This is a genomic window from Streptococcus parasanguinis (genome assembly GCF_001578955.1).
Classification (GTDB): Bacteria; Bacillota; Bacilli; order Lactobacillales; family Streptococcaceae; genus Streptococcus; species Streptococcus parasanguinis_U.
Genome location: NZ_KQ969690.1, coordinates 489,343 through 490,744 on the forward strand (window position 1 = coordinate 489,343; position 1,402 = coordinate 490,744).

Sequence of the window (1,402 nt, forward strand, 5' to 3'; positions counted from 1 at the left end):
AACCACTGCGTCTTGCTCGACAATCCAAAAATAATTGAGAGGCTAGGACTTTTGTCCCAGCCTCTTTTATTGTTAAAGTATAAGTCTTTATTCTTCGTTTTTTCGCATGAAATAAAGGAGTGTTTGTAATTCACTGGTGAGATCGACATATTGGACGACGACATCTTTAGGAACTGTCAGATGCACCGGTGAGAAGCTAAGGATTCCCTTGACCCCAGCGTCTACCAAAAGACTAGCAACTTCTTGAGCCTTGACGCTTGGAACAGTCAGGATGGCTGTTTGAATGCCTTCTTGTTTGAGCTTTTCTTTAATAGAGGAAATACCGTAAATAGGAATTCCGTCCTTACTTTTAGTATTAATCAGTTCATGATCGTCTAGATCAAACGCCATAACAATTTTCATCTTATTGCGTTCATGGAAGCGATAATTGAGGAGCGCACTTCCCATATTTCCGATCCCCACAATAGCGACATTGGTAATGGCATTGTCATTTAAGAGATCTGCAAAGAAGTTCATCAGTTTTTTTACGTCATAACCAAATCCACGTCTTCCTAATTCACCAAAATATGAGAAATCTCGGCGAACAGTAGCAGAGTCAATCCCAATTGCATCAGCAATTTGCTTGGAATTGGCGCGCTCTATTTTTTCAGAGTTAAAGCGTTTAAAAATGCGGTAGTAGAGCGATAAGCGTTTTGCTGTTGCGCGTGGAATTGGAGTATTTTTATCATGTTTCACAATATCACAACCTTTCCCTCTTATTGTATAGGAAGATTGTGAAAAAATCAACTATCTAGAGCGGTTTTTCAAAAATATTTTTGTCTAAAGAAAAAGCTGATGGCAATGGGAGAGTTCCACCAGCATCAGCTTAGTTTTCAGCTTGTTCTACCTTTTTCAAAAAGGTATAGAGTCCATCGACTCGTCCTGTATAGGGGAGCTTTTCCCCCTTGTATTCAATGGATACGATTGAGTAAGAGTCAGGCAGGGTTACACAGCCTGAAAAAGTCTAGGATGCAGGCTGCAAGGTCAGGATAAGTAGTCGTTCGTTCTACTTGGTAAGCGTCGATATAAGTTAGGGTTACCATATTAGGCCTCTGTTTTGTTGAAAATTTCTCTTTCGACAAGACTATCCATTAAGAAATAGAATTTTTGTTGGATAATGTCATTTTCTGGATTTTTAAAGATATTAACCAGGCGAAGCCCAGATTTGTCTGTAATATTGATCTTAAAACCTGTCAAATCTTTATTGAAAATGATTTTAAGTAGGAAGCCTTCACCGCTATTTGGAACGGCTTCGAGTAAACGATTTAACTCGTAATTTCCTACTTTTGTAACAGCGAATGTATTGTCACGTAAGGTATATTTTTTAACATTTGGGTGTAGACTATAGGTATATTTGCAGTCT

General features: G+C 38.4%; 3 protein-coding genes. All 3 read right to left on the minus strand.

The features are described 5' to 3' along the window. Positions 1-87: 87 nt before the first annotated feature. A complete protein-coding gene (locus tag SPADD19_RS06270) occupies positions 88-735 on the minus strand; it encodes a redox-sensing transcriptional repressor Rex (protein WP_024055729.1) in 648 nt (215 codons plus the stop codon). A gap of 130 nt (positions 736-865) precedes the next feature. Then, positions 866-982, minus strand: a complete 117-nt coding sequence (locus SPADD19_RS13170) for a DUF4649 family protein (RefSeq protein WP_423170612.1) — start codon at positions 980-982, stop codon at positions 866-868. Between the two features lie 101 nt (positions 983-1,083). After that, a partial coding sequence (locus tag SPADD19_RS06280; RefSeq protein WP_061455539.1) for a DUF1831 domain-containing protein occupies positions 1,084-1,402 on the minus strand: 319 nt, incomplete at its 5' end.